This is a genomic window from Nonomuraea sp. NPDC049269, assembly GCF_043197155.1.
In the GTDB taxonomy this organism is placed as follows: domain Bacteria; phylum Actinomycetota; class Actinomycetes; order Streptosporangiales; family Streptosporangiaceae; genus Nonomuraea.
Window position 1 is genome coordinate 844,726 of record NZ_JBICSO010000002.1, and the last position, 23,482, is coordinate 868,207.

At 69.5% G+C, this 23,482-nt stretch carries 27 protein-coding genes; 13 read left to right on the forward strand and 14 right to left on the reverse strand.

Annotated features, from left to right (window positions below; genetic code table 11):
- Positions 1 to 136: 136 nt before the first annotated feature.
- The 5 genes from sigJ to ACGFNP_RS13795 are packed head-to-tail and all read left to right on the forward strand — an operon-like array spanning position 137 to position 3,054.
- Positions 137 to 1,048, forward strand: coding sequence for an RNA polymerase sigma factor SigJ (sigJ, locus tag ACGFNP_RS13775; RefSeq protein WP_393318219.1), 912 nt, complete (start codon positions 137 to 139; stop codon positions 1,046 to 1,048).
- A 54-nt stretch (positions 1,049 to 1,102) separates the two neighbouring features.
- On the forward strand, positions 1,103 to 1,513 hold the full coding sequence (locus tag ACGFNP_RS13780; RefSeq protein WP_358337685.1) for a VOC family protein: 411 nt from the start codon (positions 1,103 to 1,105) through the stop codon (positions 1,511 to 1,513).
- Positions 1,514 to 1,526: 13 nt separating this feature from the next.
- Positions 1,527 to 1,991 (forward strand): helix-turn-helix transcriptional regulator, encoded by a 465-nt coding sequence (locus ACGFNP_RS13785; protein ID WP_358337682.1) that lies wholly within the window; start codon positions 1,527 to 1,529, stop codon positions 1,989 to 1,991.
- Between the two features lie 5 nt (positions 1,992 to 1,996).
- Complete coding sequence (locus ACGFNP_RS13790; protein ID WP_358337679.1) at positions 1,997 to 2,605, forward strand: glyoxalase; 609 nt, start codon at positions 1,997 to 1,999, stop codon at positions 2,603 to 2,605.
- Complete coding sequence (locus ACGFNP_RS13795) at positions 2,602 to 3,054, forward strand: pyridoxamine 5'-phosphate oxidase family protein (RefSeq protein WP_393318224.1); 453 nt, start codon at positions 2,602 to 2,604, stop codon at positions 3,052 to 3,054. Before ACGFNP_RS13790 ends, ACGFNP_RS13795 begins: the two co-directional genes overlap by 4 nt.
- Before the next feature lie 7 nt (positions 3,055 to 3,061).
- Here ACGFNP_RS13795 and ACGFNP_RS13800 read toward each other — a convergent pair whose 3' ends face one another.
- A complete protein-coding gene (locus ACGFNP_RS13800) occupies positions 3,062 to 4,060 on the reverse strand; it encodes a helix-turn-helix transcriptional regulator (RefSeq protein ID WP_393318227.1) in 999 nt (332 codons plus the stop codon).
- Positions 4,061 to 4,122: 62 nt separating this feature from the next.
- Here ACGFNP_RS13800 and ACGFNP_RS13805 point away from each other — a divergent pair, with 62 nt between their 5' ends.
- On the forward strand, positions 4,123 to 4,698 hold the full coding sequence (locus ACGFNP_RS13805) for a DinB family protein (RefSeq protein ID WP_393318230.1): 576 nt from the start codon (positions 4,123 to 4,125) through the stop codon (positions 4,696 to 4,698).
- Entirely contained in the window at positions 4,695 to 5,156 is a 462-nt protein-coding gene (locus ACGFNP_RS13810; protein ID WP_393318233.1) for a VOC family protein, read from the forward strand. The genes ACGFNP_RS13805 and ACGFNP_RS13810 overlap by 4 nt, the downstream gene beginning before the upstream one ends.
- 534 nt (positions 5,157 to 5,690) lie before the next feature.
- On the opposite strand, the gene ACGFNP_RS13815 is transcribed toward ACGFNP_RS13810, so the two are convergent.
- A complete protein-coding gene (locus ACGFNP_RS13815; protein ID WP_393318236.1) occupies positions 5,691 to 5,972 on the reverse strand; it encodes a hypothetical protein in 282 nt (93 codons plus the stop codon).
- 5 nt (positions 5,973 to 5,977) lie between these two features.
- Positions 5,978 to 6,859: a helix-turn-helix transcriptional regulator gene (locus ACGFNP_RS13820; protein WP_358337660.1), complete on the reverse strand. Its 882-nt coding sequence runs from the start codon at positions 6,857 to 6,859 to the stop codon at positions 5,978 to 5,980.
- Between the two features lie 204 nt (positions 6,860 to 7,063).
- On the opposite strand from ACGFNP_RS13820, the gene ACGFNP_RS13825 reads away from it, so the two are divergent.
- The 3 genes from ACGFNP_RS13825 to argG all read left to right on the forward strand — a co-directional run bounded on the left by ACGFNP_RS13825 (position 7,064) and on the right by argG (position 10,235).
- Complete coding sequence (locus ACGFNP_RS13825) at positions 7,064 to 7,828, forward strand: SDR family NAD(P)-dependent oxidoreductase (protein WP_393318239.1); 765 nt, start codon at positions 7,064 to 7,066, stop codon at positions 7,826 to 7,828.
- Positions 7,829 to 7,865: 37 nt separating this feature from the next.
- Positions 7,866 to 8,714 (forward strand): SDR family oxidoreductase, encoded by an 849-nt coding sequence (locus ACGFNP_RS13830; RefSeq protein WP_358337654.1) that lies wholly within the window; start codon positions 7,866 to 7,868, stop codon positions 8,712 to 8,714.
- Positions 8,715 to 8,786: 72 nt separating this feature from the next.
- Complete coding sequence (gene argG, locus ACGFNP_RS13835) at positions 8,787 to 10,235, forward strand: argininosuccinate synthase (RefSeq protein ID WP_393318243.1); 1,449 nt, start codon at positions 8,787 to 8,789, stop codon at positions 10,233 to 10,235.
- A 29-nt stretch (positions 10,236 to 10,264) separates the two neighbouring features.
- On the opposite strand, the gene ACGFNP_RS13840 is transcribed toward argG, so the two are convergent.
- Positions 10,265 to 10,915: a VC0807 family protein gene (locus tag ACGFNP_RS13840; RefSeq protein ID WP_358337648.1), complete on the reverse strand. Its 651-nt coding sequence runs from the start codon at positions 10,913 to 10,915 to the stop codon at positions 10,265 to 10,267.
- Between the two features lie 35 nt (positions 10,916 to 10,950).
- On the opposite strand from ACGFNP_RS13840, the gene ACGFNP_RS13845 reads away from it, so the two are divergent.
- Complete coding sequence (locus ACGFNP_RS13845) at positions 10,951 to 11,784, forward strand: hypothetical protein (protein ID WP_393318246.1); 834 nt, start codon at positions 10,951 to 10,953, stop codon at positions 11,782 to 11,784.
- Here the strand turns inward: ACGFNP_RS13845 and ACGFNP_RS13850 are convergent.
- Both ACGFNP_RS13850 and ACGFNP_RS13855 read right to left on the reverse strand, forming a co-directional pair.
- Positions 11,750 to 14,011 carry a bifunctional polysaccharide deacetylase/glycosyltransferase family 2 protein gene (locus ACGFNP_RS13850; RefSeq protein ID WP_393318249.1) on the reverse strand — a complete coding sequence of 754 codons (2,262 nt, stop codon included), beginning with the start codon at positions 14,009 to 14,011 and terminating at the stop codon, positions 11,750 to 11,752. The genes ACGFNP_RS13845 and ACGFNP_RS13850 overlap by 35 nt on opposite strands.
- Positions 14,008 to 14,520: a hypothetical protein gene (locus ACGFNP_RS13855; protein WP_358337639.1), complete on the reverse strand. Its 513-nt coding sequence runs from the start codon at positions 14,518 to 14,520 to the stop codon at positions 14,008 to 14,010. The genes ACGFNP_RS13850 and ACGFNP_RS13855 overlap by 4 nt, the downstream gene beginning before the upstream one ends.
- Before the next feature lie 182 nt (positions 14,521 to 14,702).
- Between ACGFNP_RS13855 and ACGFNP_RS13860 the strand changes: the two genes are divergently transcribed.
- Both ACGFNP_RS13860 and ACGFNP_RS13865 read left to right on the forward strand, forming a co-directional pair.
- On the forward strand, positions 14,703 to 15,032 hold the full coding sequence (locus tag ACGFNP_RS13860) for a hypothetical protein (RefSeq protein ID WP_358337637.1): 330 nt from the start codon (positions 14,703 to 14,705) through the stop codon (positions 15,030 to 15,032).
- Positions 15,016 to 15,684 (forward strand): hypothetical protein, encoded by a 669-nt coding sequence (locus tag ACGFNP_RS13865; protein WP_393318252.1) that lies wholly within the window; start codon positions 15,016 to 15,018, stop codon positions 15,682 to 15,684. Before ACGFNP_RS13860 ends, ACGFNP_RS13865 begins: the two co-directional genes overlap by 17 nt.
- 74 nt (positions 15,685 to 15,758) lie before the next feature.
- Here the strand turns inward: ACGFNP_RS13865 and ACGFNP_RS13870 are convergent, their stop codons facing one another.
- The 8 genes from ACGFNP_RS13870 to ACGFNP_RS13905 form a co-directional block, all read right to left on the reverse strand.
- Positions 15,759 to 16,190: a hypothetical protein gene (locus tag ACGFNP_RS13870; RefSeq protein ID WP_358337632.1), complete on the reverse strand. Its 432-nt coding sequence runs from the start codon at positions 16,188 to 16,190 to the stop codon at positions 15,759 to 15,761.
- A 196-nt stretch (positions 16,191 to 16,386) separates the two neighbouring features.
- Positions 16,387 to 17,115 carry a hypothetical protein gene (locus tag ACGFNP_RS13875; protein ID WP_393318255.1) on the reverse strand — a complete coding sequence of 243 codons (729 nt, stop codon included), beginning with the start codon at positions 17,113 to 17,115 and terminating at the stop codon, positions 16,387 to 16,389.
- Positions 17,116 to 17,193: 78 nt separating this feature from the next.
- On the reverse strand, positions 17,194 to 18,918 hold the full coding sequence (locus ACGFNP_RS13880) for a GMC oxidoreductase (RefSeq protein WP_393318258.1): 1,725 nt from the start codon (positions 18,916 to 18,918) through the stop codon (positions 17,194 to 17,196).
- 72 nt (positions 18,919 to 18,990) lie between these two features.
- Positions 18,991 to 19,383, reverse strand: a complete 393-nt coding sequence (locus tag ACGFNP_RS13885) for a VOC family protein (RefSeq protein ID WP_393318261.1) — start codon at positions 19,381 to 19,383, stop codon at positions 18,991 to 18,993.
- A gap of 127 nt (positions 19,384 to 19,510) precedes the next feature.
- Positions 19,511 to 19,909, reverse strand: a complete 399-nt coding sequence (locus ACGFNP_RS13890; RefSeq protein WP_358337620.1) for a GNAT family N-acetyltransferase — start codon at positions 19,907 to 19,909, stop codon at positions 19,511 to 19,513.
- Between the two features lie 11 nt (positions 19,910 to 19,920).
- The gene (locus ACGFNP_RS13895; protein ID WP_393318264.1) at positions 19,921 to 21,099 is read right to left on the reverse strand and encodes an ABC transporter permease; all 1,179 of its coding nucleotides are present in this window, start codon (positions 21,097 to 21,099) and stop codon (positions 19,921 to 19,923) included.
- Entirely contained in the window at positions 21,099 to 21,776 is a 678-nt protein-coding gene (locus ACGFNP_RS13900) for an ABC transporter ATP-binding protein (RefSeq protein WP_393318267.1), read from the reverse strand. The genes ACGFNP_RS13895 and ACGFNP_RS13900 overlap by 1 nt, the downstream gene beginning before the upstream one ends.
- Entirely contained in the window at positions 21,769 to 23,481 is a 1,713-nt protein-coding gene (locus tag ACGFNP_RS13905; protein WP_393318270.1) for a peptidoglycan-binding protein, read from the reverse strand. The genes ACGFNP_RS13900 and ACGFNP_RS13905 overlap by 8 nt, the downstream gene beginning before the upstream one ends.
- Position 23,482: the final 1 nt, after the last annotated feature.

Consider the following 23,482-nt stretch of genomic DNA (forward strand, 5'->3'; position numbering starts at 1 on the left):
GAGGTCTTCCTCTCTCGATTTCAGCGGTGTTTCAGTAGCCGACGACACAACCGCTGGGAATGTGAGACCTCACAGTTCAGGGCGCTGTTTCGTCGAATGGGTGAGGGCAGCTGCGACCAAGGGAGCCGACGACACCATGACCACCCCAGATCCGAGCCTGAGCGCGATCATGAGCGAGCGGCGTCAGCTGATCAATCTGGCGTACCGGCTGCTCGGCTCCCTGGCCGATGCCGAGGATGTCGTCCAGGAGACCTACACCCGCTGGTACGCCATGTCCCGGCAGCAACAGGACGCCATCGAATCGCCCGGTGCCTGGCTGACGACGGTGGCCAGTCGCATCTGCCTGGACCTGCTCGGCTCGGCACGGGCCCGGCGGGAACGCTACGTGGGCGAATGGATCCCTGAGCCGCTGCCCGATCGTACGGAGTGGATCAGCGCGCGGCCGGGCGGCACCGCGGTCGATCCGGCCGAACGGGTCACGCTCGACGAGTCGATCAACATGGCCTTCCTCGTCGTGCTCGAATCGATGACCCCGGCCGAACGCGTCGCGTTCATCCTGCACGACGTCTTCTGCCACTCCTTCGCCGAAGTGGCCGAGATCGTCGGCCGTACGCCCGCGGCCTGCCGCCAGCTGGCCTCCTCGGCCCGCCGGCGCATTCGCACGTCGCAGGCGCCCGCGACTCCAGCGGTGCGGCAGGCCGGCATCGTCCGGGACTTCAAGCAGGCATGGCAGGCCAAGGACATCGCCGCCCTCATCAGCCTGCTCGACCCGGACGCCACGGCGATCGCCGACGGCGGCGGCCTGGTCAGCGCCGTGCTCCACCCCATCCAGGGCAGTGAGGACATCGCGCGCTACGCCATCGACATCGCCATCAGGGCGGCCGATCTGGTGATCCTGGAGCGTACGGTCAACGGCCAGCCCGGCCTGATCGGTCAGCGGGACGGCGTCACCGAGATGGTGATGGCGTTCGACGTCGCAGGCGACCGGATCAAGCACATCTGGGCGGTACGCAACCCCGAGAAGCTCCGGCCGTGGACGGTGGCTTGATCGAGCAGGATCGGAGAAGCGCTGGTCATCGAGCTGTAGCTAGTGTGGACGGCTATGGACCTCACCATTCACACAACCGTCCTCCCGCATGACGACCCGGACGCCGCCCTGGCCTTCTACCGCGACACCCTCGGCTTCGAGGTACGCAGCGACGTCGGGCAGGGCACGATGCGCTGGATCACGGTCGGCCCCGTCGGCCAGCCCGGCACCTCCATCCTCCTGGCGCCGCCGGCCGCCGACCCCGGCATCACCGAGGACGAGCGCCGCACCATCACCGAGATGATGGCCAAGGGCACCTACGGCTGGATCCTGCTGGCCACCCGTGACCTCGACGACACCTTCGAGAAGCTGCAGGCCGGCGACGCCGAGGTCGTCCAGGAGCCGACGGAGCAGCCGTACGGCGTCCGCGACTGCGCCTTCCGCGACCCCGCGGGCAACCTGGTCCGCATCCAAGAGCTGCGCTGAAAGGAGTTCTCTCATGTGCCATCCCGCATGGGGGCGCGCGCTCACCGCGGCACAGCGCCTGAACGATCTCGCCCGGCTGCGCAGGGTCCGCGATCGGATCGATCGGGAGTACGCGCAGCCGCTGGACGTCGAGGCGCTCGCCCGTGGCGTGCACATATCGGCCGGGCATCTCAGCCGGCAGTTCCGGCTCGCGTACGGCGAGTCGCCGTACTCCTATCTGATGACGCGGCGCATCGAGCGCGCGATGGCGCTGCTGCGTCGTGGCGACCTCAGCGTCACCGAGGTCTGTTTCGCGGTCGGCTGCTCGTCGCTGGGCACGTTCAGCACTCGTTTCACCGAGCTGGTCGGCATGCCGCCCAGCGCCTACCAACGCCAGGCGGCGGGCGGCGCGGCGGGGATGCCGTCGTGCGTGGCGAAGCAGGTGACGAGACCGGTCAGGAATCGAGAAGCGCCGGTCATCGAGCCGCAACTAGCGTGACGGCCATGACTTCCATCGCATCCCTCACCCTCGAAGTGGCCGACACCGAGGCCGCCAGCCGCTTCTACACCGCTTTCGGTCTGGGCGCTCACGTGCGCCTGCGGGCCTCGGAGGTGCCGGCGACCGGCTTCCGTGGGTTCGTGCTGTCGCTCACGGTGTCCCAGCCCGCCACCGTCAACGCCTTCATCGGCGCCGCCCTCGACGCCGGCGCCACGTCGCTGAAGCCCGCCGCGAAGTCGTTCTGGGGCTACGGCGGCGTCGTACAGGCCCCGGACGGGACGATCTGGAAGATCGCGACGTCGGAGAAGAAGGACACCGGGCCTGCCCCTCAGCAGTTCGACGAGATGGTGCTCCTGCTGGGTGCCACGGACGTGGCCGCGAGCAAGCGGTTCTACGTCGACCAGGGCCTTGTCGTGGCGAAGAGCTTCGGCCGCAAGTACGTCGAGTTCGCCACCGAGTCGAGTCCGGTCAAGCTGGCGCTGTACGGGCGCCGTGCCCTCGCCAAGGATGTCGGCGTCCCCATGGACGGCACCGGATCGCATCGGATCACGCTCGGCAGCGATGCCGAGTCTTTCATCGACCCGGACGGGTTCGCATGGGAGGCCGCGGCATGACCGGCGCGCCGCCGCGTGAGCTCGAGGAGAGGCTGCGGGACACTCGCGCGAGACTGGAGGCAGACGTCAATCTCTGGGTCGCGACGCCGGGCTCGGCGGGCGTCCACCTCATCCCGCTCTCCTACCTCTGGGACGGGACCGCGTTCCTCATCTCGACGCCGAGCGCCTCGGTCACCGGCCGCAACCTGCTGGCGGACGGCCGGGTACGCCTCGGTCTCGGGCCGACGCGCGACGTCGTGGTCGTCGACGGCACCGCCGAGCCGGTGCACCTCGCCGACCTCGCCCCGGAGACGGGCGACGCGTTCGCGGCCAAGACCGGTTTCGACCCGCGCGAACTCGACGAGCCCTACCAGTACTTCCTGATCCGGCCACGGCGCATCCAGGCCTGGCGGGAGGCGAACGAGTTGCGGGGCCGCGACCTCATGCGCGACGGCCGCTGGCTCGGCTGACCGCCGCTCATGACTCGTCCAGGTCCGGCGCCGGTGAGATCGCCGCACCGGCCGACAGCAGTCTCTCCGCCAGCGCCCGACAGCGTCCGCCGAGCTCCGGGGGGTCGAGCACCTCGAAGTCGTGCCCCAGCAGGAGCACGTGCATGAGCACGAAGTCGAGGCTGCCGGCGCCACTGAGCACTTCGCAGAGCTCGGCGCCGCGCCGCCGTACGACCGCCGCCGACGCCGGAATCTGCGCGCGCACCGTGTCGGCCGACGCGTGCACGAGGAAGCGCGCCTGGTGCGGGTAGACCCGGCTCGCCACACTCTCCTGCACGTACGTGGCCGCGTCGGGCGCCGCGCGCGGGCGGAAGTGCCAGGTCCGGACGGACACGTCGGTCATCCGGTCGACGCGGAAGCTGCGCCAGTCGTCGCGATCGAGGTCGTAGGCGAACAGGTACCAGCGCCGGTCGGAGGCGACCAGGCGGTAGGGCTCGATCCGCCGTCGTCGTACCTCACTCCCGGACGGATAGTCGAAGCCGGCCTCGACCTCGTCGCGGCAGGCTCTGGCCAGCGTCATGAGCACCTCGGAGTCCACCGGCGTACGGCCGCCGCCGAAGGACTCCACCGAGCCGGAGAGCGCGCGCACCTCGTGCCGCAACCGGGTGGGCAGCACTCGGTCGAGCTTGGTCAGCGCCCGGAGCGCGGCGTCGCCGGCGCTGGCGACCGCGCCACCCGCGCCGACGAGCAGCGAGACGGCGGTGGCGATCGCCTCCTCGTCGTCGAGCAGCAGCGGCGGCAGGTCCTGCCCCGGGCCGAGCTGGTAGCCGCCGCCGACACCCTGGCCGGCATGCACCAGATAGCCGAGCGTGCGCAGCCGCTCGACATCACGTCGTATCGTGCGTGGCGTGACCCCGAGCCGTTCGGCGAGCTCGGGGCCGGTCCAGACCTGGCGCTGCTGCAGCAGCCCGAGCAGGGTGAGCACTCGCTCCGTCGTACCGCGATCCGCACCGCTTGCCAGGTCCATGTCCCACACCCTGCCAGAGATAGCGGACCGATCCTGTCCGCCAGGGGTGTCAGGGTGACTCCATGGACGCAGACGAACTCGACTGGAACCATACGCTGCGCGAGCAGTGGGAGTTCCATTGGAACCATCAGGTCCGAGCCCGGCTCGACGGCCTCACCGACGACGAGTACTTCTGGTCGCCGGTGCCGGACGCCTGGAGCGTGCGGCCGCGCGGCAGCTCGACGGCGCCCGTACAGGCAGGTGCCGGGGACTTCACGATGGACTACGCCTTCCCGCAGCCGGTCCCCGCGGCCTTCACCACGATCGCCTGGCGACTCGGTCATGTCATCGTCGGCGTGCTCGCCGCGCGCAACGCGGCGCACTTCGGCGCGCCGACGGCGTCGTACGAGACCTGGGAGTACGCCGGCAGCGCGGCCACCGCGCTCGACCAGCTCGAGTCCCAGCTCGACGTCTGGCTGACCGGGGTACGCGGCCTCGGCGCGGCCGGCCTCCAGGTCCCGGTAGGCGCGAAGGAGCCCTACCCCGAGGCGTCCACGGCCGATCTGGTGCTGCACATCCACCGCGAGCTGATCCACCACCTGTCCGAGGTCTGCCTGCTGCGCGACCTCTACCTGCACACGAACGGAGTGACTCCATGAGCCGCCACATCCAGGTCACCTTCGACGCCCACGACCCGCGAGCGCTGTCGTCCTTCTGGCGCGACGTACTGGGCTACGTCCACCCGGCCCCGCCCGGCGTCGACCTGCCCGAGGGCGCCGACCCGCTGGCCGCGTGGGACGACTTCCTCGCCCGGGTCGGCGTACCGGAGGAGCAGCGCAACACCAGATCGGCCATCGAGGACCCGGACGGGCACGGCCCACGGCTGTTCTTCCAGCAGGTGCCGGAGGACAAGGTCGCCAAGAACCGCGTCCACCTCGACGTCCGCGCCGCTCCCGGACTGCAGGGGGAGGAGCGGATGGCGGCACTGGAGGCCGAGTGCGACAGGCTCGTCGCGCTGGGAGCGACGCGGGTACGTCGTTACGAGCCTGATCCTCCGATGAGCGGGGGCAACATCGTGATGACGGACCCCGAGGGCAACGAGTTCTGCCTGGACTGACGCGGCTCAGCTGTAGTCGCGGGTCGGCTGCTAGGCGGGGAACTGTACGGGGCTGTCTCTGCGCGGATGCAAGCGCCGTCGTTGCCACCACGGCACGTCCGGCGACATATACGGCACCGGCGCCGTTCGACGGAGGAAGTATTGATCGACTGGGTGGACCAACGCGTACAGATACGGTTGGACCCACGGCGGCAAGGCGATGAGAGCCTGTTGAAGTCGCCAGCGGGGTGCCTCTCCGTTGCACTCCTCGCACATGCAGATACATTCGACCCGGTCAGCGGTCCCGAGCAGGACGGCCGCCTGCCAGGCGACGAGGGCCGCCGCCACCTCGCCTGGCCGCAACCGGGTGTGTTCGAGGGCGATCACCGCGGCCATGGGCCGCTGGCCGAAGCCGGGGACCTGGTGGATCAGGGCTCTGTGGGCTCCGCACACCGATCCACGCGTACGGACCTCGGAAGGGCGCCTACGCGGCATGGCCCTTTCTGATCGACGTCATGGGCATGATGATCGCACAGCCATGTGGTGGGCGCGGTTTCAGTCACGGTCCGGGTTGCCTCGTGGCCATGCGTCGAATTGGAGAGCGGGCGGGTGCAGGAAATCGCTGGCCCTCTTCACGCAGTCAGGGCAGATGGGTTCCTTGACCGATCTGGCCAGGGCTTCCGCTGTCGGCTCACGGACGGTGCCTAACACGGTCATGCCTGGAAGAAGGCCGGTCTCGGGGTCGATCATGGCGGTCGTGACGGTTGCCGGGTTAAAGCGGAAGGCGCGCTTGCACGCATGACATCTGCCTATGGTCGGGATCTGCTCATCTCCCATGGCGTCTATCCTCCTCTCTCACGCTGCTCTCTAGAAGGGCCCGGTGGCGCTGCGCTGGTCCAGCTGGCGAGGATGTTGAGGGCTTCGGCGGAGGGGGTGGCGGGCTCGGGGGTCAGGATGACGAGGGTCTGGTCGGGGTCGTCCTCGACGGCCAGGACCACGTAGTCGAGGGTCAGGTCGCCGACGAGCGGGTGATGCAGGCGTTTGGTGCCGGTGGTGTGGGCGAGGACGTCGTGGTCGGCCCACAGGCGGCGGAAGGCGTCGCTGCGCACGGACAACTCGCCGATCAGCTCGGTCAGCTGTGGGTCATCGGGGTGGCGTCCGGCGTACAGGCGCAGCGTGGCCACGCAGTCGCCGGCGGCGCGGTCCCAGTCGGCGTACAGCGTGCGAGCGGCCTCGTCGAGGAAGACGAAGCGGGCGAAGTTGCGCTCACGGTGGGGCCGGGCTTCGAAGTCGGTGAAGAGGGCGTAGCCGAGTCGATTGGCCGCCAGGACGTCCATGCGCCGCCCCTGGATGATCGCGGGGACGCTGAGCGCGTCCAGGGCCCGGTACAGGGTCGGGCGGACTCTCTGCGGGCTGAGCGGCCGGCGGCGGCGGGACCGGGCCGTGGTGGGCTGAGCGAGATCGAAGAGGTGGGCGCGTTCGGTGTCGTCCAGGTGCAGGGCGCGGGCGACGGCCTCCAGGACGGTTTCGGAGACGCCCTGGGTGCGGCCCCGCTCCAGGCGGATGTAGTAGTCGACGCTGACCCCGGCGAGCTGGGCGACTTCCTCGCGGCGCAGCCCCGGCACGCGGCGGGTCCCCGGGGGCGGGGCGAGGCCGGCCTGGTCGGGCGTGATCCGGGCCCGGCGGGTGCGGAGGAACTCACGGATCTCCGTACTGCGCTCCATGGTTCCACCGTACGACGGGCCCCCGCCGGCCTGTGACCTGGAAAGGGGTACTGACGGACCCCCGGAAGAACAGTGCCCCGTACGGGGGGCCGTGCGGTGGGCGTCGGGTGATTGCCTGGATTCAGGGGCGGGTCCCTGGCGTGCGGCACCTGATGGGAGGCCTGCGCCGACACACCGTACATCTGGAGAACAGGACAACATCCCATGACAGCGAAACTGACCGGCACCGCCGCCCTCGTCACCGGCGCGAGCAGCGGTATCGGCGCCGCCACCGCCCGCCGGCTCGCCGAGCACGGGGCCTCCGTCGCCCTCGTGGCCCGCCGCCATGAACGCCTCGACGCCCTCGCGGCCGAGATCGGCAAGGCGGGTGGCACCGCGCTGGTGGTGGCGGCGGACATCACCGACCGCGTCCAGGCCGAGGCGGCCGTGCAGCAGGCTGTCGAGCGATTCGGACGGTTGGACACCCTGGTCAACAATGCCGGCCTGATGCTTCTCGGCCCGGTCGTCGGCGCGGACGCCGAGGAGTGGGAGCGCATGATCGCGGTCAACGTCAAGGGGCTGCTGCACACCACCCGCACCGCTCTGCCGCACCTGCTGCGGGCCGCCGAGGAGGGTCCGCGCCGGGTGGCCGACATCGTCAACATCAGCTCGATCGCCGGCCGTGTGGCGTGGAGCGGTTACGGCGTTTACAACCTGACCAAGTTCGGGGTGAACGGATTCACCGAGTCCCTGCGTCAGGAAGTCGCCCAGCGGCACATACGCGTCGGCGTCCTCGAACCGGGTGGTGTGGCGACCGAACTCGGCTCGCACAACAAGCCCGAGGTCCGCAACGAGATGATCGACCCCTTCTACGAGCAGACCGAGGTCCTCGCTCCGGAGGACATCGCCGACGGCGTCGCCTACATGGTCACCCGTCCGCGCCATGCAGCCGTCGCCGAGCTGTGGATCATGCCCACCGAACAGGTTTGACCGCATCCGGCGACCCTCACAACAGCGAAGGAATCTCATGAGCAAGGTCATTTTCGTCACCGGTGCCGGACGCGGTCTGGGCACGGACATCGCCCGCGAGGCACTCGCCGCCGGCCACCAGGTCGTCGCCACCGGCCGCCGCCCCGAGGCCGTCGAGCAGACTCTGGGCGGGCCGCAGGACAACCTGCTGGTCGCGAAGCTGGACGTCACCAGCCTGGCGGACGCGCAGGCAGCCGCACAGGCCGCGGTCGGCCGCTTCGGACGTATCGACGTCCTGGTCAACAATGCCGGGAACTTCTTCGCCGGCTACTTCGAGGAGATCTCGCCCGCGCAGCTGCGCCGGCAGATCGAGACCAACCTCTTCGGTCCGATGAACGTCACCCGCGCAGTCCTGCCGATCATGCGTCAACAGCGCGCCGGCCACGTCATCACCATCTCCTCGTCCGCCGGCCTGATCGGCCAGGAGTTCTGCGCCGCGTATGCCGCCTCCAAGTTCGGGGTGGAGGGGTGGATGGAGTCGCTGCGCTACGACGTCGCCCCCTACAACATCCACACCACGATCGTGGAGCCCGGCTTCTTCCGTACCGAGTTGCTCGTGGACGCCTCCACCAACTGGCCCGAGCTGTCCATCGACGACTACGCCCCGCGGACCGCCCCGACGATCGAGGCCTGGAAGGGCATGAACGGCCGGCAGTCCGGTGACCCCGCCAAGCTCGCCCGGGCCCTGCTGACCATCGCCGACCGGGACGAGCCGCCGCTGCGCTTGGTCGCCGGCGCGGACGCGATCCAGGCCGTCGAGGGCAAGGCCCGGGAACTGCTGGCACAGGCCCAGGCCTCCCGCGAGCTGGGGGGCGACGACCTGGCATACGACGACACCAACGCCTAGAACCAGCAAGTCGCCGAAGTCGTGGGCGAGCGGGCTTTGCATGAGCATGCGTTTCAATGCATACTCTCTCTCATGTCCAAGGTTCTCACCTCCCTGCCCACCGGCGAGCGTGTCGGCATCGCCTTCTCGGGCGGTCTCGACACCTCGGTCGCTGTCGCGTGGATGCGCGACAAGGGCGCCGTCCCGTGCACCTACACCGCCGACATCGGCCAGTACGACGAGCCCGACATCGCCTCGGTGCCCGGTCGTGCGGCGAAGTACGGGGCCGAGCTCGCGCGCCTGGTCGACTGCCGGGCGGCGCTGGTCGAGGAGGGCTTGGCCGCGCTCGCCTGCGGTGCGTTCCACATCCGTTCGGCTGGGCGCCCCTACTTCAACACCACGCCGCTCGGTCGTGCTGTCACGGGGACGCTGCTGGTGCGGGCGATGCTCGAGGACGACGTGCAGATCTGGGGCGACGGCTCGACGTTCAAGGGCAACGACATCGAACGGTTCTACCGTTACGGGCTGCTCGCGAACCCCCACCTGCGCATCTACAAGCCCTGGCTGGACGCGGACTTCGTGTCCGAGCTCGGCGGGCGCAAGGAGATGTCGGAGTGGCTGCTGGTCCACGGCCTGCCCTACCGCGACAGCACCGAGAAGGCCTACTCGACCGACGCCAACATCTGGGGCGCCACCCACGAGGCCAAGACCCTGGAGCACCTCGACAACGGCATCGAGACCGTGGACCCGATCATGGGCGTGCGGTTCTGGGATCCCGACGTCGAGATCGCCACCGAGGACGTGACCATCGGGTTCGACCAGGGCCGGCCGGTGACGATCAACGGCAAGGAGTTCGCCACCCCGATCGACCTGGTGATGGAGGCCAACGCGATCGGTGGACGGCACGGCATAGGCATGTCGGACCAGATCGAGAACCGGGTGATCGAGGCCAAGAGCCGTGGCATCTACGAAGCGCCCGGGATGGCGTTGCTGCACGCGGCCTACGAGCGGCTGGTCAACGCGATCCACAACGAGGACACCCTGGCCAACTACTACAACGAGGGACGGCGGCTCGGCCGGTTGATGTACGAGGGCCGCTGGCTCGACCCGCAGGCGTTGATGATCCGGGAGTCGCTGCAGCGCTGGGTCGGCACGGCGGTCATCGGCGAGGTGACGCTGCGGCTGCGGCGCGGTGAGGACTACTCGATCCTGGACACCTCCGGCCCGGCTTTCAGCTACCACCCCGACAAGCTGTCGATGGAGCGCACCGAGGACTCGGCGTTCGGCCCGGTGGACCGGATCGGCCAGCTCACCATGCGCAACCTGGACATCGCCGACTCGCGCGCCAAGCTTGAGCAGTACGCCAGCCTCGGCATGGTCGGCACCACCCACCACGCGCTCATCGGCATCCCCGTAGCGGCCTCGACCGAGCTGATCGGTGCGATGCCGGAGGGTGGCGCCGAGGCCATCGCCTCACGCGGTGAGGTCTCCGAGGAGGACGAGATGCTCGACCGCGCCGCGATGGAGCTCGGCACCGACTGACCGGCCCCAGCCCCTGGGGAGCATCGATCTCAGGTGGAGAACGCCGCCGGGTTGCGGCGCACGGCGGCGGCCCGGCTGCGGCGTGCGTACACGATGGTCCAGGTCACGAGCGCGGCCGTGACCACGATGGGCAGCACCGTGGAGATCAGGACCATCGTCGAGGTGGGCAGCACGTACGACAGGACGACGCGTGCGACCGCCTCGGCGAGGTACACGACGCCCCACACGAGGGTGAGGACGCGCTGCGTCCGGCGGAAGCCGGCGTACTGCCAGAGGGCGTTCCACTTGGCCAGCCCCTCCTCGGTGCCGTCGGTGCCGAACTTCCGGCCGAAGTAGAACATCAGCGGGCGGCGCGTCAGCAGCGACCCGAGCAGCACCAGGCCGAACAGGCCGGTGGCCGCCGAGTCCTTGACCAGCACCAGCTCCGCGCTGCGGAACACGAGCGCGCTCAGCACGCCGAGCCCGACCACGATCAGCGCGAGCACGCCGAAGTCGTCGACGCGACGCTTGATCAGGAAGATGCCGAGCACCTCGACGGCGGGCCAGACTCCGGAGATCGCGAGCGCGGCGACCGTCGACACGCCGCGGTCGGTCAGCACCGTGTACGTCAGGTAGGGCAGGACGACGTTCAACACGATCGTCGGTCCCCAGTTCAGCGCGATTGCCCGGAACCGTGCCATCAGACCCTCCTCGTATGTCGAATAAACTCACGAGCGTGACCAAAAATGTATCATCGGATTGGTCGCTCACACGACCTTCGCGTGGGCGCTCTGTCGCGCTCGTCCCGTTCCTCTTCGGTGTCTCTGGGCTGACGGAGCTGTCCGGCACCGCGCTGACCCGCCTGTTGGGGGATCTCGGCCTGACCGAGGCGGCGGCGCGCGCCCTTGTCGCCCGGATGCGGCGCGACGGCCAACTGGTCAGCGAGCGGCGCGGCGGTGGCGCGTACTACCGGCTGGCCGGCGCCATGGCCGCCGGCTTCGCGCAGATCCGGCGCGGCGCCTCGAACGAGCCCCCACCATGGACGGGGCACTTCCACGCGCTGCTGTACCAGGTGCCGGAGAGCGAGCGCGCCTACCGCGACGCGCTGCGCCGGGCCGCGCTGCTCACCGGGTACGGTCTGCTCCAGCAGGGCGTGCTCATCGCGCTCACCGACCGCTCCGCCCACCTCGGTGGCCTGCTCACCCCGCCGGAAGGCGTCCGGCTGCACCGGGCCACTCTCGCGATGGCGGAGGCGGACGCCGCTCATGCCGCGTACGACGCCTGGGATCTCGGGGCGCTGAGCGACACGTACACCCAGCATGCCGAGGCCCTTGAGACAGCGGTCCGCACGGCCCCGGACGGGCTCCGGGCGGACGCGGCGGTGCTGCGTATGTTCAGCCGGCTGCTCAGCACGGCCCTGGTCGACACCCTGCGCGCGCCGCGACTGCCGGAACCGCTGCGGCCGGCCGGGTGGGCGCTGCCCCGGTTGTTCGCCGCGGTCGGCGCGGTGCAGCGGGTCTACGGTGCCCCGGCCATCACGTATGTGCGCCAGGTGCTGGAGGAGGACTGACCAGACCGAACGTGCCCTCCCGGCGTACGCTGTGCCAGCGCAGCCGTACGCCCAGCACCGCGGTCGCCAACGACTGGATCACCACGAGGTACAGGAGCTGACGGTAGACGAACTGCTGCAGCGGCAGCACCCACAGCGCCGAGGCCCGCTCGCCGTCCAGGCGTAGCGCGTACCAGCCGGTCAGCGCCTGCACCAGGACGAACCCGGCCCACACCGCGACCACCGGCAGCGGATCGCCCACGGCGGTGCTGTAGATCGCCATGAGGTCGACGACGGGTGCGAGCAGCGGCAGCAGCACCTGGAACAGCGCCAGGTAGCCGAGGCAGCGGCGACCGAACGGGTCCTTGTCGAGCACGGCGCGCCGATGCTTCCACATCGCCTGCATGGTGCCGTAGCACCAGCGGTAGCGCTGCTTCCACAACTGGCCGAGCGAGGTCGGCGCCTCGGTCCAGGCCAGCGCCTTCTCCTCGTAGACCACGCGCCATCCGGCCCTGCACAGCGCCATCGTGAGGTCGGTGTCCTCCGCCAGGGTGTCGCTGCTGACGCCGCCCAGGGCCACCAGCGCCGAGCGCCGGAACGCCCCGATCGCGCCGGGTACGGTCGCCATGCAGTCGAGCTGTTCGAAGGCGCGCCTGTCGAGGTTGAACCCGATGACGTACTCGATGTGCTGCCAGCGTCCGATCATGCCCCGCCGGTTGCCGACCTTGGTGTTGCCGCTCACCGCGCCGACCGTGGGGTCGGAGAGCTGGCGTACCAGCCGGCCGATGGTGGCGGGTTCGAAGACCGTGTCGCCGTCCACCATGATGAGCAACTCGTGACCGGCCTGTTCGATGCCGGTATTGAGCGCGGCGGGCTTGCCACCGTTGCGCCGGCGGATCACCCGTACGTTGGCGAACCCCAGCCCCGCGGCCAGTTCGGCGGTCGAGTCGGTCGAGCCGTCGTCGACGACGAGGATCTCCACCTGGCCCGGATGGGCGGTCTCGGCCAGCGAGCGTACCGTCGCCTGGATCCCGGCCGCCTCGTTGTAGGCGGGCACGATCACCGTCACCGGCGGGGGCGCCGGCCAGGCGGGCGCGCGTCCCCTTCGCCGCCTGCCACCTCGGGTACGGCGAGCATGCACCCACGCGAGCACGGCGAAGAAGACGAGCCGCGCCAGAGTGAGCGCGCCCGCGGCGACCAGGACCCACGACAGCGCACCGGTGAACCAGCCGGATGCCCGCTGGGCCACGTTCAGGGCGGAGCCGACGAACCGCTCCACGCCGCCGGCCGGTTGTTGCGCCGACGGCATACCGAGGGCCTTGGTCACCGTGACCGCCCGGTAGCCCTTGCCCATGAGCTCCTTCAGGACCAGATCGACGGCCTCGACGGTCTGCCGCCTGTCGCCACCCGAGTCGTGCATCATGACGATCGCGCCTCGCCCCCCGGCCGGGAGCGACGAGGTCACGATCTTCCGCGTGCCTGGGCGGCTCCAGTCCTTGGTGTCGAGATCCGCCAGCGTGACGAGGTACCCCTCGGCCGCCAGCGCCTTCATGCTCTCCCACTGCGGGCCCGTGATCGCCTCGGGTGTGGCGGAGTACGGCGGGCGCACCAGCGTGGTGTGCAGTCCCGTCGCTCCCGCCAGCGCCTTCTGCGTCAGTGACAGCTCCAGCCTGAGCCGCCAGCCGGGAACCGCCGCCAGGTCCGCGTGCGCGTAGGTATGGTTGCCCAGCTCATGACCTTCCGCGATGATCCGCCGGGCCAGTTCGGGGTGTTCGGCGACCTTAGAGCCGACGGCGAAGAACGTCGCCTTGGCGCCGTACTTCTTCAGGGCGTCGAGCACCGCCGGGGTCCAGGCCGGATCCGGGCCGTCATCGAAGGTGAGGGCGATCGTCCTGTCCGGCAGGCGAGCGCTGGAGGGCTCGCCGCCGGTGAGGTTCAGCACGGGTCCGCCTCGCCGTATCTCCGCGAGTTGCCGGGAAGGGTGGTCGGCGGTGGGCGGGACGGAGCGCGTCTCGCCGACGACGTTGGTCACGTACCCGTTGAGTACGAGCGCGAAGGCCGCCAACAGCATGCCGATGGCCAGCAGGAACCAGTGGCCTCTGGGGTCGGCCCGCTTGGCGGGTGGGGGCATGGGCACGGGGTTCTGCGTGGGTTGGCTCGCCCACCGGGCCGCGGCGGGATCCTGCCAGGCCGAGACCGGCGCGCGTGGCCAGACCTTCTTGTCCTGGTGATCGGCGAGGCCGCTCACTTCTTCGGCCCCTTCGTCCGGTCCGGGTCGAGCCCCGGCGGCGTCTTAGTCTGGCCGGGGGGCTGGTCGGCACTCGTGGTCGGGTCGGCGGTGGGCTCGGCCACCGGCTCGGTGGTGGGCTCCGGTTGCGTGCTCGGTTTCACACTGGGCGACGACTGCTGCGGCGGGGTCCGGTCGGTCTCGGGCTCCACCGACCGTACGGCGGACCTGGTGCCGCGCGGAGTGGGGCGGGCCGACGTCCGGGTCGCCGACGGGGTGGGCCGCCTGGTCATGCTCGTCCGAGGCGTCGCCGAAGGATCAGGCGAAGCCGTGCTGCCCATCCCTCCTGGGCGATCGCCCGGCCATCCGTTCACCGACAGCGTCGTGGGGGAGAACAAGCCGCCGATGACGACCGCGAGCAGCGCGATGGCCAGCACGCCCGACGCGATCGAGCCGATCATGATCAGCCGTCTGCGGCGACCGCTCTGGTCGACGAAGACGGCTGTCGTGTGGTGTTGCTCAGGAGACACATCAGGAAATGGTAGTGACCAGATGTAACTTGTGGGGAAATCAGGGGTGATCGGCCAGTCGTGAGCTGTGCTGAGCAAAAGGCGCAGAAGTCGATGTACGTAACATTCGCCCTCTAGGCTCTTGCGGACGCATCATCGAAAAGTGACTCCTTGTGATCAATCAGGGACGGATGGTGATAGCTATGCCTTCGGACGAGCCGGCTCGGATATACGACAGGGCAGCGATCAAGCGGCTCGGTGACGCGCTTGTCGACGACACCACCGGGACTTCTCCCGTGTCACATCTGGAAGAGGCCGGCACCTTTCCCCCGCATATGCGGATCGGCTGGGCCGCGATGGGTTTGCTCGGACTTCCGTTGGCCTTGGAGCACGACAAAATAGTCGCCGTCGCCGAGCGGAAGCTGGGCGACATGGTGCAATCGCTGCACGGCCGTCGAGACGAGCTGTATACGGCATCCGGAAACGTGGGCACCGCGGAAATGGAGAACATAGAAAATGCCAGAAATATTTAACGTCCCCATTCCCAAAGTCCCCGTTCCGGGCGGCACGCCCAGCCCGTACGAGTCCGGCGGCGGCGGCGATCTCCGGTGGATGCAGCTGACGACACTCAGTGAATACGCGTTCGCCAACGCCATATTTCCCGTGCTGCAGAATGCCGTGCTCACGTACGGCCTCACGATGTATGCGGATCCGCAATTGCTGCACAGGGCCTCGGACGGTTGGGGTGCCGTCAGTAGCAACTTGTCCGCCTCCGGCCAGTCCATGCAAGATGAGCACGACAGTGTGCCCGCGGTCAGTTGGCAGGCGCTGGATCGAGCGGCTTTCGGGCAGAAGGTTTCCGAGTACGCCACGGACTCGCAGGCCGGCGCCCACTCGGCCAGCTTTCTTTCGGCGATCCTCAGACTGCTGGCCGACGCTTTGACCGTGTGGATCTACTTCAGCTTCACGTTCGCGTCGTCCTTGGCGATGCTCGCCCTCTCCGGGGCGTTCACAGGAGGAGGAGGGAAGATCTTCGAGATATGGCGGGCGCATTCAATGGCCATCACGATTGAGACGCGGTTTTTGCTGCTGCGCCGCCTGCTTGCGGTGGACCTCTTCGCGCTGCTCGTGGAGTGTGGGGTCGCCTTCGGGTACGACAAGATCATGACGGACGGCCTGAAGTGACGGGTGTGGCGACATCGCTGGGTGACTCCAGTCGCTGAACGGTCCATCGCCACGCCCGAGGGCGGGTCACCCGGTCAGCTGCCGAACTCGTTGCGCATGCGGTTCAGTTCGCCCATCGTGTCGCTCATCATTCGGTCGAAGGCATGCTGCGCCTCTTCGACCCGCGCCAAAGCGGCTTCAGGATTCAGGGTGTCCTCGCCGAACGAATCCGTCAGGATCCCCGACAGCTGGCGCTTGAGGTCCGCGTCGGCATCGTGAATCGCCTTGAGTATCGCCGCGGACATCTCCTCGACGCTCATGCGCTTGGCCCGGGGGTCGATATCGAGTCTGCTCACCCCGGAGGAGGTGCACTCGACCGCGATATGGTCGTCGGCTGTAGTGGCCCGGCCGACCACGTCCGCGGCTCTTTGCTGTGCTTCCGCGAAACGGGCCGCCCGCTTCTGTGAATCCCGCAGGAACGCGTCGACATCTATGTTCGCGAAATCACCGAAGCCATGTGCTGCCACTTGTCCTACCTCAGCTCTCTACTTGCCGCCAGGGCGATGCAGGGCATCACAATATCGACATGCAGTGGGGTTTTGACAAGACGCCGCGTGTTAAATTCGGACGACCTGGACGCTATATCAGGGACATTGCCAGTAGTCGATTCAGGAGTATTCGAGGGAGAGGCGACGGAGGACCGCGCGGATGGCCTCGTTGAGGTCAGGGAGGTTGGTGCCGACCTCGGCGGGCTCGGGCTGGCGTGAGTATATCGTGGGGTAGGCCGTCCAGAACTCGACCGTGCGCCCCAGCAAGCCGCCGCGGCGGAAGTGGGTTCGCCGCGTGCTCCGCGTTCTTGTGGGTGGCGGAATGTGCCCGCACGCCGCCCGCCGTGTCCCACAGGCGGGCGAGGAGCGATGCGTACGCCTGCGGCGCGACCCGCAAAAGATCCGCATGCGCCACATCGCATTCTGGAGCGAGTCCTCTGGTCTCCGCCGCTCCGTGGCCGTGGATGGCGGCGAAGGTCTGCCGGACCAGAATGTCCAGGCGCTCCGTTGCCGTCTGAATGTAGTATCCCGCCGACCGTGCCCACTCCTGCAGCGCCTTCCGGCCTGCCCGGTCGCCGACTCGCTGTGCCTCCTGCGCGGTCAGCTCGGCCCGCCCTTGCTCATGCCGCCGGTAGTTCTCGTTTTCGATGGCTGTTTGGTAGGCATATCCGTAGTCGCTGTCTCCGGTATATCTCTCGCCACGGGCGGTCCCGAGCTGCACCTGGAACTCGTGGGCCCTGATTTCACCGTCGATCTCCTCCTGGACGGCCGCGTTGACGAACTCCTCCCGCCCCATGGTGAGCGGATCAGGCCCGCCCTGGTGGCGGGCGTGGTTCACTTCGTGAACGAAGGTCGCGGCCAGGTCCTCTGCCGAGCGGGTGTCCGCGCCCCCAACGCGCAGCACATCCAGCTCGTCCTGGAAGTCGCCGAGGCCGACAATCTCCTCGCTGCCGTCGAGATGACGCTTTTGGCCTTTCGCCGGTCAGGGCCCGCCGGGGAGGTGTTCGGCCAGTTGCCTGGCGAGGGTCAGTCCCGTGAGGACCGGGTTGACCGACCCGACCGTCGGGAACAGCGACTGGTCGCAGGTGTAGGCGTTCCGTACGTGATGGAAGCGCCCGATCGGGTCGGTCACCGAGGTGGCCGGATCGTCGCCCATCCACAGCGTGCCGGACTCGTGGTAGGTCGTACCGAGTCCGCGGTGCCATTCGGGGAACGGCCGGTCAAGGGGGAACGGCGCCGCGTGCCATGCGTTGTCGTACAGGTACTGGATCTGGTCCGGTGAGCCGGAGACCGCCCGGGCGATGGCGAGCGCCGCGGTGTCCATGGCCTGCCAGACCTGCTCGTCGCGCGGATCGAGCGTGAGGTGCAGGTAAGCGCGCGGGATGCCGTACTCGTCGACTTCGTGCGGACTGAGATTGATCCAGCTCTTGTCCGGATCCGGGATCGCGGTCGTCCGGTCCCCCCGCATCTCGCCGATGCAGCGCAGAGTGACGGTGATCCACTCGGGATCGGTGTTGGCCAGCTGCCGATCGAGCAGGTCGATGTCGGGGAGCATGCGGAACAGGAGCTCGTCGGATCCGCCCTGGCTCGTCGACGCGGTGACCTGGATGTGGAAGCGGCCGGCGGGCACCAGCCCGCGCAGGAGCAGCGCGCCCGTCTGCACGTGGTCCGGCACCGGGGGCAGTGCCGTCCGGCGGATCCTGACGGTGAAGTCGCTGCGTACGTGCGCCATCAGATTGCGGCCCATGAGCGGGGTGGGGAACGAGCACAGGGCGAGCCGGGTGGTCTCCACCGCGCTCGCGGCCAGAATCACGGCACAGCCGGGGGAGACCTGAAGGGACTCCGGCTGCCCGGCGGCGTCGACGTCGATCCTGGTCACCGCGCCGTCCGCCGTGTGCGCCCTGATGACGTGCGCCAGGGGCACCACGAAGAGCCGGCGATCCGCGTCGCGCCCGCCGGAGGCGGCCACGTCCTCCCGGACCGCGTCCATCAGCATCGGCAGGCTGCTGTACTTGTCGAAGCTGAAGAGCCCGGACACCGGCGAGTCTCCCTGCACGGCGAGCGGCGCGACCTCGGCGCCACGATCGCCGATGCCGGTCTCGAACCCCGGCGTCACCGAGGCGGCGCCGGCGAACGCCTCGAACAGCGTCGTACAGAGCTCTCCCGCGATGAAATCGGTGGCGGGCACGACGCCGATTTCGCTCTCCACCTCCAGGTAGTTGCCCTCCAGGTACGCGGCCGTCGACGCCGGCCAGCTCCGCAGATCACTCGCCGTGAGCCGCGGGCACCAGCCTCCCCAGTACAGGGACTTGCCGCCGGTGCAGTACGCCAGCCCGGGAAAGTCGACGTTGCCCCGCCACGGCAGCCCCCACACCAACTCTCGCGGCACGCGGGGATCGGCGCTGGGCGAGATGGGAGCGGGGACGTTGAGCCCGATGGGGCCAAGGTTCTGCACGTGCTCGGAGACCAGGAAGGGACCGGCGTCCAGCAGCAGCACCCGCTTGCCCGGGTGCCGCCGGTAGATCTTGGTCGCGCAGTAGGCCCCGTACATGCCGCCGCCGATCACCACCGCCGAGAACGGCGGCCCGCCGCCGCCCGTCGCCTCTTGCCAGGTGCTGCAGATGAAGCGGCCGAGAACATCGAGCGAGAAGCTCGTCCGCTGGACGTCCACCTGCTGACCGGAGGGAACCAGTTCGGGAAGGGCCATGGACAAGTAGACCCCGCGAACGTACTTCCCGCAATCCTCGGGGCGGATACCGCGATCCGCCCCGGATCCGGACTATTCGGCGCCGGCCCGTTCGGCCGCGCTGACCTCGACGCAGAACTCGTTCCCGGCCGGGTCCGCCATGACCACCCAGCCCCGGCCGTTCGGCTTGCGACGGTCGTCGACGATGGTCGCGCCGAGCGCGGACACCCGCTCGACCTCCTGGTCCCGCGACTGATCAGGTTCGAGGTCGAGGTGCAGCCGGTTCTTGACCGACTTCTTCTCCGGTACGCGGACGAACAGCAGGGTCGGCTGACCGGCGGGCACCGCCAGGCCCACCTCGTCGTCGCCCGGCTCGTCTATCGGGTCGATCGGATAGCCGAGTACTTTGCTCCAGAACTCGGCGAGCTCGTACGGCTCGTACGGCTCCGCGCAGTCGACAGTGATGTGTCGGATGATGGAGGTCATCTGAATCCCATGCTTGGTGAGGACACTGGTGGTCATGCGGAACGGCTCACGGATCTCAGCCCCCGCACCTCCAGAAATCGCCGACCGAACACGGTGTCCAACCGGACCCTAGCATCCCCGCAGGACGTCAGAGCTGCATCAATCCCGCCGGCGTGGGGCGGAAGCCGCACTGGGCGTAAAAGCCTTCGAGATGGGGTTCGTAGTCCACGTGCAGCCAGTCGGCGCCGCGAGACTTCGCCTCGTCAGCGGCCGCGCGGACCAGGAGCACCCCGAGCCCCGCTCTGCGCTCCGAGGGATGCACGGTGGTGTCCAGGATGAAGGCGTGGACGCCGCCGTCCGTGGCGACGTTCACGAAGCCGACCAGCCGGTCCCCGCGATGGGCGGCGATCCAGCAGAGGCTGTGGTCAAGTGTGCGGGCGAACGAGGTGTCGTCGTGGCCGGGCCAGGAGGCCGCGAAGAGGTCGTTGAGGTCGTGGTCGGTGAGGGGCGGGCACACGGTGAGCGTGATGCCAGGGGTCGGCGTCATGATCGAAAAGGCTACCTGAGCGCGTCCACCGGCTCCATTCTGGCCGCGCGCAGTGCCGGGTACAGCCCGGCCAGCAGGCCCACCACGGCTCCGGCGATGGGGGCCCCGATCGCCAGCCGTACGTCAAGGAGGGGCGTCCACTGCTTGGCGGCCGAGACGGCGACGACGGCGACCACGCCGACGCTCGCGCCGATCACGCCGCCGGCCAGCCCGATCAGCGTCGACTCCAGCAGGAACTGGGCGGCGATGTGCCGGCGGGCCGCGCCGAGCGAGCGGCGCAGGCCGATCTCGGCGATGCGTTCCATCACGGTGACGAGCGTGACGTTGGCGATGCCGACCGCGCCCACCACGAGCGAGACCAGGCCGAGGATCAGGAAGAGCGCGTTGACGTCGTCCTGCGCCTGGTCGCGCGCTCTGGTGGGGCTGGGCGGGGCGACCACCTGGAGCATGTCGCCGTTGCCGGGGGAGAGCGCGTCCGGCGCCTGCCCGGCGATCAGGTCGGCGGCGCCCAGGCTGGTGTTGACCAGCACCCTGGTCACGTCACGTAGTCCGAACTGCTTGCCCACCGTGGGCGGCACCATGACGGCGGTGCTCAGGTTCCGTTCGCGGCGCAGGTCGCCGAGGATGCCGATGACCGTGTACGCGTGCCTGCCGATGAAGATCGCCGGAGCCCGGTCGAGGCGGGTGATGCCGAGCATCTTGGCCGCCTGGTCGCCGAGGACGGCCACCCGGTCCGCGCGCCGGATGTGACCTGCGTCGTAGAACCTGCCCTGCACGATCCGGCCCCTTGCGGCCTCGGGCAGGCCGGTGGTGGCGGCCAGCACGGTCAGGGTCTGCGTGGTGACGCTGGTCGGGTCGACGATGTCGTTGGAGCGTACGGACAGGTTGGAGCTGTCCTTGCTCTCGGCCACCGCCGCCGCGGAGACCACGCCGCGCAGCCTGGTCAGCCGTTCGAGCGAGTCCCAGGCGACCAGCGGCGCGTTCGCGTTCTCGGGCACCTCCACCGTGATGGCCGTGGCGACCAGCTCGTCGAAGCGCCCGACGATCTGGTTGCCCGCGGTGGCGGCCACGCCGAGCGTGATGACCAGCGTGGTGATGCCCAGCACGGTGCCGAGCGTGGTGAGCGCGGAGCGCACCGGCCTGGCGAGCATGCCCGCGACCGCCTCGCCGGCCAGGTCTCGTACGTGCATCACGCCTCCTCCACCAGCACGCCGTCGGTGATCTTCACCCGGCGTCCGGCCCGCGTGCTGACCTCCCGCTCGTGCGTGATGACCACGATCGTCAGCCCCTGCTCGCGCAGCTCGTCGAACAGGTCGAGCACCGCCCCGGTGTTGCGGCTGTCGAGGTTGCCGGTGGGCTCGTCGCACAGCAGCAGGGACGGCCCGCCCATCAGGGCCCTGGCCATGGCCGCGCGCTGGCGTTCGCCGCCGGACAGGCGGTCGGGCAAGAAGTTCACGCGGTGGCTGAGCCCGACCCGGTCCAGCGCCGTCAGGGCTCGCTCGCGCCTGCCCTTGCGCGGGTGCCCGCCGTAGATCTCCGCGAGCATCACGTTCTCCACGACGCTGCGGTGGGCGAGCAGGTGGAAGGACTGGAAGACGAAGCCGATGCGGTCGCCGCGCAGCCTGGTCCTGGCACCGTCACGCAGGGCGGTGGTCTCGATGCCGTCCAGGCGATAGCTGCCCGAGGTGGGCCGATCCAGCAGGCCGAGGACGTTGAGCAGGGTGGACTTGCCGGAGCCCGACGGGCCGACGATCGCCAGGTAGTCGCCGCGCGCCACCCCGAGCGAGACGTCGTCGAGCGCGCGGACCGGCGGCTCGGCTGGGTAGTCCCTGCGTACGGCGGTCAGCTCGATGACCTGCTCAGGCATCGCCGACCACCACCCGGTCGCCTTCGTGGAGCGTGCCGCTGACCTCGACGTTTCCGTCGGCGGTCAGGCCGGTGCGGACCTGGACCTCCTTGGTCTTGTCCGTGGCGTACTCCACCTGCACGCGCGCCTTGCCGTCGGCCCCCGTGACGACCGCGGCCACCGGGACCACCAGCACCGGCTCCTCGGTCGCCCCCACCGTCACCCTGGCCGTGACCGCGGTGCCCGACAGGCCCTTGAGCCCCTTCATCGAGCTCGGCGTGAGCAGGACCGGTTGCGTGTTGTCGGCGGCCTTCTCCTGGCCGGGCACCGTGGCCTTCTCGCCGACCGCGGTGAGCGTCGCCGGGTACGTCTTGCCCGAGTCGAGCTCGATGACCGCGCTCATGCCCGCGCGGAGCAGGTCAGACTCCGCGGTCTCGACCGTCCCCGTCACCATGAACGTCGAGCTGGTCACCGTCGCGACCTCGTTCTCGACGGCCTGGCCCGCCTTCACCCCGGTCTTCTGCACCCGGGCGGGCAGTTTCGGCAGGAACACGACCTCGCCCGGGGGGATCGCCGTGCCGTAGGTCCGGCTGAACTCGGCCAGCAGCGACCTGGCCGCCGCCACGTCCTTGGCCGCGTCGGCCACCTTGAGCTTGGTGGGGGAGAGCTGCCGGGCCTGGCGCAGCGCCTGCTGGGCCGTGACCAGCCCGTCGTTCGCCGTGCGCACGGCCTTGCGCAGCTCCTCCAGCAGCTTGGCGCGAGCCTGCCGCGCCTCCTCCATGATGCGTCCGTACGCCTCACGCGCCTGCTCCAGCTCGGCCCTGGCGTTGTCCACCCTCAGCTCCAGCAGGCTCGTGTCCGTCGTCTGAGGCGCGGGGGTAGCCGTCGGGGTGGCGGTCGGCTGGGATCTGGCCGCGGTGAGCGCCTGCTCGGCTTCGAGCAGCTTCTCCTCGGCCGCGCGTACGGTCGTGTCGGCGGTGGCCAGCTTGGCGTCGTCCTCCGGGGTGAGCCGCTGCCCTTCCGCCTCCTTCAGCGCGGCTCGCGCCGACTTCAGGTCCGTCTTGGCGTTGGCCAGCTTGACCTTCAGCGGCAGTACGTCACGCCCCTGGTCGAGCGCCTGCTTCTCGGTCGCGAGGGTTTCCCGCGCGGTCTGTACGGCCTTGCGCAACTGGTCGTAGGCCTGCCGGTCGGCCAGCGTGGGCTGCTGGGCCTCGTACCCCTTCTTCTTGTACATCCGGGTGACGGCGGCGATCGTGGCCCCGTCGAACACCCCCGAGGCGGGACCGCCGAACCCGAGCCGGCGCAGCGCCTTCTGGAGCTGCTTGACGTCCTTGCCCTCGGTGCCCGGCCCGATCGTGCGGTGCATCGGCACGGAGCCCCGCAGCGCGAACACCGGGCGCCCGTTCACCTCCATGAACACCGCTCCTTCCGCCAGCCTGCCCTGACGCGGCGCCCGGGTGACCCGCTGCAGCTCAGAGGTGCCGCCGACCACCCCGGCAAGGGTGAGGGGCACCGGCGAGCCGTACGCGAGGGTGCCGCTGACCACGATCGTGCTGACCAGCTTGCGGCGCTCGACGGCGGCGGTGACGAGCGACGCCTTCGGCGCGGTACGGCGGGCGGCCTCGTCGGCCGGGGACCGCAGGCGGGTGCTCACGACCCAGCCGGCTGCGGCGATGACCACGACGCCCGCGATGACGAAGGCGAGCATCCTGCGGGGCGACTTCACC